At 70.1% G+C, this 6,795-nt stretch carries 6 protein-coding genes; all 6 read left to right on the forward strand.

The window, feature by feature from the left end; translation table 11 throughout:
• Positions 1-247 precede the first annotated feature (247 nt).
• The 6 genes from GEV10_31420 to GEV10_31445 are packed head-to-tail and all read left to right on the forward strand — an operon-like array spanning position 248 to position 6,638.
• Positions 248-1,831, forward strand: a complete 1,584-nt coding sequence (locus GEV10_31420; protein ID MQA82914.1) for an ABC transporter substrate-binding protein — start codon at positions 248-250, stop codon at positions 1,829-1,831.
• Between the two features lie 42 nt (positions 1,832-1,873).
• Positions 1,874-2,806, forward strand: coding sequence for an ABC transporter permease subunit (locus GEV10_31425; protein MQA82915.1), 933 nt, complete (start codon positions 1,874-1,876; stop codon positions 2,804-2,806).
• Positions 2,799-3,689, forward strand: a complete 891-nt coding sequence (locus GEV10_31430) for an ABC transporter permease subunit (GenBank protein MQA82916.1) — start codon at positions 2,799-2,801, stop codon at positions 3,687-3,689. Before GEV10_31425 ends, GEV10_31430 begins: the two co-directional genes overlap by 8 nt.
• Before the next feature lie 23 nt (positions 3,690-3,712).
• The gene (locus tag GEV10_31435; GenBank protein MQA82917.1) at positions 3,713-4,744 is read left to right on the forward strand and encodes an ATP-binding cassette domain-containing protein; all 1,032 of its coding nucleotides are present in this window, start codon (positions 3,713-3,715) and stop codon (positions 4,742-4,744) included.
• The gene (locus GEV10_31440) at positions 4,741-5,796 is read left to right on the forward strand and encodes an ATP-binding cassette domain-containing protein (GenBank protein ID MQA82918.1); all 1,056 of its coding nucleotides are present in this window, start codon (positions 4,741-4,743) and stop codon (positions 5,794-5,796) included. The genes GEV10_31435 and GEV10_31440 overlap by 4 nt, the downstream gene beginning before the upstream one ends.
• Positions 5,797-5,798: 2 nt before the next feature.
• Positions 5,799-6,638, forward strand: coding sequence for a 23S rRNA methyltransferase (locus GEV10_31445; GenBank protein MQA82919.1), 840 nt, complete (start codon positions 5,799-5,801; stop codon positions 6,636-6,638).
• The last annotated feature ends 157 nt before the right edge of the window (positions 6,639-6,795 follow it).

Here is a 6,795-nt window from a genome sequence, read left to right on the forward strand (position 1 = left end):
CCGCCAGGCCGGCCTCGAGCAAGCCCGGCTACACCGGCTTGCCACCCACCGCCAAGAACGACAGACTCAACCCACCCAGAACCCCGACGATGTTGGCTAATCCAACGCCAAAGTGCGTCACGAAGTCAGAAACACGTCACGGTGGCCCGGCCGACGTCGGGGAGTGAGGGTCAATTGACGCAGTGTTGACTGCCCCATGTCGGTATGCAACTCTGCGGACAATGACGGGGGTGCCGAGGAGGCACGCATGGGTTCTCGCCGGACATCGACTTCCTCCGCCTCGGCACGCGCCGCCGTCGCGTGCCTCGCAGCGAGCGGACTCGTCCTGGTCTCGTGTACGACGGGCGGCAACGACCCGTCCGCCTCGGCCGACCGCACGTTCGACATCGGCATCGGCGTCGACCTCGACACGGTCGATCCCGCACAGATGACCACGACCACCGTGCAGAACGTCGTCGACTACGGGGTCGAGACCCTCACCAAGCTCGACAAGGACGGCAAGGTGCAGCCCGGCCTCGCGACGTCGTGGAAGACGTCCGGCGACGGCAAGGTGCTCACGCTGACCCTGCGCGACGGCGTCACGTTCCACGACGGCACCGACTTCGACGCCGAGGCGGTGAAGTTCAACCTCGACCGCATCCTCGACCAGAAGGTCAAGGTCCCGATCCGGGGGGTCTACGAGGTCATCTCGAAGGTCACCGCGACCGACGCCACCACGGTGCGGCTCGACCTCGATCACCCCGACCCGAACCTCATCAACAACCTGAGCACGACCATCTCCGGGATCCTGTCCCCCGACTCGACGAAGAAGGACGGCAACAGCTACACCAACATCGTGAAACCGGTCGGCACGGGTCCGTACACGTTCGTCGACCTGAAGAAGGGCGACCAGGCCGTGTTCAAGAAGTACGCGGACTACTGGGGGAAGAAGCCGTACTACGACCGCGTCGTCTTCCACATCGTGCCCGAGGGCAACTCGCGCGAGGCCATCCTCAGGTCCGGCCAGGCGGACATGATCATGAACCCGCCGGTCTCCGACCTCGAGGCGCTGGACAAGGACGCCAGCATCGACATCCTGAAGGCGCCGAGCGACCGGGCCGTCTTCATCGCCTTCAACAACTCCAAGCCGCCGTTCGACGACAAGTTGGTGCGGCAGGCGCTCAACTACGCCGTCGACAAGAAGAACATCGCCGACAAGGTCCTGTTCGGCGCCGTCGACACGATGGACTCCCCGCTGGCGGCGAGCCTCAACGGCTACTGCGAGGTCGGCGACTACGCGTTCGACCAGAAGAAGGCGAAGCAGCTGCTCGCCGACGCCGGCGTCGACAAGCTGACCGTCACGTTCGGCACCCCCACGGGCCGCTACCTCCAGGACAAGCAGGCCGCGCAGGCGATCGCGGCGAACCTGAAGGACGTCGGCGTCACGGCGAAGGTGCGGACCATGGACTGGCCGTCGTACCAGGCCGCCACGGCGGAGCCGAAGGCGCAGCAGCAGTTCGACCTGCACCTCCTCGGCTGGGCGCCGGGCTCGCTCGACGCGCCGACCCAGTTCCAGATGTTCCAGCGCTCGCAGTGGCCGCCGAACGGCCTCGCGACCTCCTTCTACACCAACCCCAAGGTGGAGACCCTCATCGCCAAGGGCAACAGGGAGCTCGACACCGAGAAGCGCAACACGATGTACTGCGACGCGCAGAAGCTCATCTGGGACGACGCTCCGTGGCTGTTCCTGTGGAGCCAGACGCTCGTCCTCGCCCATTCGAGCGACGTCACCGGCATCTCCTACATCCCCAACGAGAAGTTCGACACCATCTACGCCAAGCCGGCCAAGTAGGGCATCCGACCATGTCCCGTGCCGACCTGAGCGGATGACACGTTGCGTGGCTTCTGGGTCTACCTGGCGAGGCGGCTCGCAGCGTCGGTCGTGACGCTCCTGGGTGTCGGTCTGGTGCTGGTCGCGCTCGTCCAGGTCCTGCCGGGCGACCCGGCGCGGGTGATCGCGGGCATGCAGGCCAGCAACGACGAGGTCCTGCGGATCCGGCAGATGATGGGGCTGGACGAACCCGTCCTCGTCCAGTACCTCCGGTTCCTGGAGCACCTGGTCCACGGCAACCTCGGCGTCTCGGCGCGGACCGGCAACCCGGTGACGGCCGAGATCTGGGCGCGGCTGCCGTTCACGCTGGAGCTCGCGATCCTCGGCACCCTGTTCGGCGTGGTCGCGGGCGTCCTGCTCGGCGTCGTCGCCGCGACGCACCGCGAGGGCTGGCTCGACAGCCTGGTCTCCGCGGTGGGCGTGATGGGCATCTCCATGCCGGTGTACTGGCTCGGCATCCTGCTCATCATGCTGTTCGCGGTGAACCTCAAGGTCCTCCCCGCGTCGGGGGCGGCGACGCTGTCCAGCCTGGTCCTGCCGTCGCTGACGCTCGGCGTGTTCTCCATGGCGATCGTGTCGCGCATGACGCGGTCGAACATGCTCGACGTCCTCGGCAGGGACTACATCCGCACGGTGCGGGCGAAGGGGCTCGTGGAGCGGATCGTGGTGTACAAGCACGCGCTGCGCAACGCCTTCGTGCCGATCCTGACGGTCATCGGCCTGCAGTTCGGATCCCTGCTCGGCGGCGCGGTCCTCACCGAGTCGGTCTTCGCCTGGCCGGGACTCGGGCGCCTGCTCATCGACTCGATCAACTCGCGCGACTTCCCCATGGTGCAGGGGATCGTGTTCACGTTCGCCGCGATGTTCATCGTCGTCAACATCATCACCGACCTCCTCTACACGGTCGTCGACCCGCGGGTGCGGCTCTATGGCTGACCAGGTGGTCGAGCAGCAGCCCGCGGAGGACGTGGCGCCGGGCGCGCGACCCTCGCTGGGAGCGCTGCGCGCGCTCACGCGCAACCGGGCGGCGCTCGCCGGTGTCGCGATCCTCGTCGTGTTCGCCGTGCTCGCCGTCACGGCGCCGCTGCTGACGCCGTACGACCCGACGAGGCAGGTGCTGGCGTCGGCGTTCCAGGGCCCGTCGTGGAGCCATCCGCTGGGGACGGACGGCCTCGGGCGCGACATCCTCGCCCGGATCATGTACGGCGGGCGCTACACCCTGATGATCGGCGTGCTGTCGGTGTCGATCGCGACGGGCGTCGGCGTGCCGCTCGGGCTGGCGTCCGGCTACCTCGGCGGGTGGGTCGACCTGGTGATCCAGCGGATCGCCGACATCATGCTGGCGTTCAACCCGTTCCTGCTCGCGCTCGCCCTGGTCGCGGTGCTCGGCGTCGGCCTCCGGAGCGTGATCATCGCGGCCGGGCTCGGCGTGATGCCGCAGTTCATCCGGCTGGCGCGGGGCCTCGCCCTCTCGTTACGCGAGGAGGTCTACGTCGAGGCGGCGGAGGCGTTCGGCGCGAGCCGGCTGATGATCCTGCGGCGCCACCTGTTGCGCAACGCGCTGACACCGATCATCGTGTACGCCACGCTGAACATCGGGCTGACGATCCTGGTGGCGGCCGGGCTCGGTTTCCTCGGGCTCGGCGTCCAGCCCCCGGTCCCGGAGTGGGGGACGATGCTCGGCGAGGGACGCGAGTACATCTTCCACGCGGCCTACACGTCGACCTTCCCAGGACTCGCCATCTTCCTCGTCGTCCTCGGCTTCAACCTCGCCGGCGACGGCCTCCGGGACGCCCTCGACCCGAACCTGCGAGCCTGACCGGACCTGAAGGGAGCGGAGCCGTGGCAGAGCCGGTGCTGTCCATCCGGGACCTCTCGGTGAGCTTCCGTACCGGCTCGGGCGTCGTGCGGGCGGTCGACAAGGTGAGCTACGACGTGTACCCGGGCGAGACGCTCGGGGTGGTCGGCGAGTCCGGTTCCGGCAAGAGCGTGACGGTGATGTCCCTGCTGCGACTCCTCGCCGAGACACGCCGGCTCGAGACGTCGGGTGAGGCGCTCTTCGACGGCAGGGACCTGCTGCGCCTCTCGAAGAAGGAGCTGCGCACGATCCGCGGCAGGCAGATCGCGTTCGTGCCGCAGGATCCGATGACCTGCCTCGACCCGGTGTTCAAGGTGGGCGAGCAGGTGGGCGAGGCCGTCCAGGCGCACAACCCCGGCGTGCGTGGCGGGGCGCTGCGGCGCCGGGCGATCGAGCTGCTCGAGCTGGTGGGCATCCCCCAGCCCCAGCGCCGGTACGCCCAGTACCCGCACGAGTACTCCGGCGGCATGCGGCAGCGTGCGATGATCGCCATGGCCATGGCGAACCGTCCCGCGCTGCTCATCGCGGACGAGCCCACGACCGCGCTCGACGTGACCATCCAGGCGCAGATCCTCGAGGTGCTCAAGACCGCGCAGCGGGAGACCGAGGCCGGTGTCGTCCTGATCACCCACGACCTCGGGCTGATCGCCGAGATGGCCGACCGGGTCGTCGTGATGTACGCCGGCCACGTCGTGGAGACCGGCGACGTCGACACCATCTTCACGAAGCCACGCCACCCGTACACGCTGGGCCTGATGAGGAGCCTGCCGCAGGTCGGGGCGAACGAGAAGTGGCTCAAGCCGATCCCGGGCAGCCCGCCCAACCTGGCGCACGTACCGAGCGGCTGCCCGTTCCACCCGCGCTGCCTCCTGACCCGTGACCGGGAGGCCTGCCGCACCGAGCTGCCCGTCCTCGAGCCGGTGGACTCCGGCCGGCACGAGGCCGCCTGCCACTTCAAGGACGAGCTGTCGACCGAGGCCGCTCGCATCCTCGCGACCGCGGAGCAGATCAGGTGAGCGGGCGGGGAGGCCGGCGCGAGTACGGTGAGCGGGCGGCGAAGGGGGAGTCCATCCTGCGGGTGCGGGAGCTCGTCAAGCACTTCCCCCTCACGAGCGGTCTGCTGCGGCGGCAGATCGGCGTGGTCCACGCCGTCGACGGCGTCGACCTGGAGCTGGCCGCGGGCGAGACGCTGGGGATCGTCGGCGAGTCCGGCTGCGGCAAGACGACCCTCGGGCGCACCGTGCTCCGGCTGCTCGACCCCACCGCCGGGAGCATGGAGTTCAAGGGCCGCGACATCACCTCGCTCCCCCGCTCCGCGCTGCGCCCGCTCCGCCGGCAGGCACAGATCGTGTTCCAGGACCCGTACGCGTCGCTCGACCCCCGGATGACCGTGCGCGACCTCATCGCGGAGCCGCTGCGTACGCACGGCATCTTCGCGGAGAGCGGTGGCCGGCGCCGGGTCGCCGAGCTGATGGAGATCGTCGGTCTCAAGCGCGAGTACGACAGCCGCTTCCCGCACGAGTTCTCCGGCGGGCAGCGCCAGCGGATCGGGATCGCGCGTGCCCTCGCCCTCGACCCCGAGCTGCTCGTGCTGGACGAGCCCGTGTCCGCCCTCGACGTCTCGATCCAGGCGCAGGTGATCAACCTGCTGAGGCGGATCCAGGAGGAGTTCGGCTTCGCCTACCTGTTCATCGCGCACGACCTCACCGTCGTCCGCCACATCTCCGACCGGGTCGCTGTCATGTACCTCGGCAAGTTCGTGGAGACAGGCACGCGCGACCAGGTGTACGCGCGACCCAGCCACCCCTACACGCAGGCCCTGCTGTCCGCCGTGCCCATGCCGGAACCGTCGATGCGCGGGCAGCGCGAACGCATCGTGCTGCAGGGCGACGTACCGAATCCCGCGAGCCCGCCGTCGGGATGCCGGTTCCGCACCCGGTGCTGGAAGGCCGACGACGTGTGCGCCGAACAGGAGCCCGCGCTCACCGAGCGGGGACAGGGACACCCCAACGCGTGCCACTTCGCCGAGGTCGACGCCGGTGTCGGCTTCCCCGGGGCGTCGCACTGACCATGCTCGCCGACGTCCTCACGTACCTACGCTGCCCGCACTGCAGAGCCTCGCTCGACCTCGCCGGCGGGATGGTGCGGTGTACCGCCGGGCACGCGTTCGACGTGGCACGGCAGGGCTACGTCAACCTGCTGCCCGGCGACGCGCGCGCCGGGGCGGGGGACACCGCCGGCATGGTGCGTGCGCGGCACGACTTCCTCGGCCGCGGCCACTTCGCCGGCCTCGCCGACCGGATCACCGAGCTGGCCACCGCCGGCCTCGCCGCCGATGGCTGCGTCGCCGACGTGGGCGCCGGCACCGGCTACCACCTCGCCCGCCTGCTCGACGCGCTGCCCGACCGGGTCGGCCTGGCGCTCGACGTCTCGAAGTACGCCGTGCGCCGCGCCGCCCGTGCCCACCCGCGGATCGGCGCGGCGGCGTGCGACACGTGGCGGTCGCTGCCCGTCCGCGACGGCGCCGCCGCTGCCGTGCTCGACGTGTTCGCGCCCCGCAACGGCCCGGAGTTCCGGCGGATCCTCGCCCCTGGCGGCATCCTCGTCGTGGTCACCCCCACCCCCAGGCACCTGCGGGAGCTGGTCACGACGCTCGGCCTGCTCACCGTCGACGAGCGCAAGGAGGAGCGGGTCGCCGGCACCCTCGGCGGGTCGTTCACCGCCGGGACCTCGCTGGTGCACGAGGAGACACCGCTGCTCGCGCACGAGGACGTCGAGGCCCTCGTGGCGATGGGCCCCAGCGCCTGGCACACCGCGCCCAGGGTCGTCGCCGAACGCGTCGCGCACCTGCCGAACCCGGTCCCGGTGACCCTGTCGGTCACCCTCACGACCTACCGCCCGGTCCCCTGACCCCTGACCCGACCCCGCTGGGGACCCCAACGGTGGCCAGGACCCCAGCCGGGGACCCCAACGGTGGCCAGGACCCCAGCCGGGGACCCCAACGGTGGCCAGGACCCCAGCCGGGGACCCCAACGGTGGCCAGGACCCCAGCCGGGGACCCCAACGG

Source organism: Streptosporangiales bacterium (assembly GCA_009379955.1).
Taxonomy (GTDB): domain Bacteria; phylum Actinomycetota; class Actinomycetes; order Streptosporangiales; family WHST01; genus WHST01.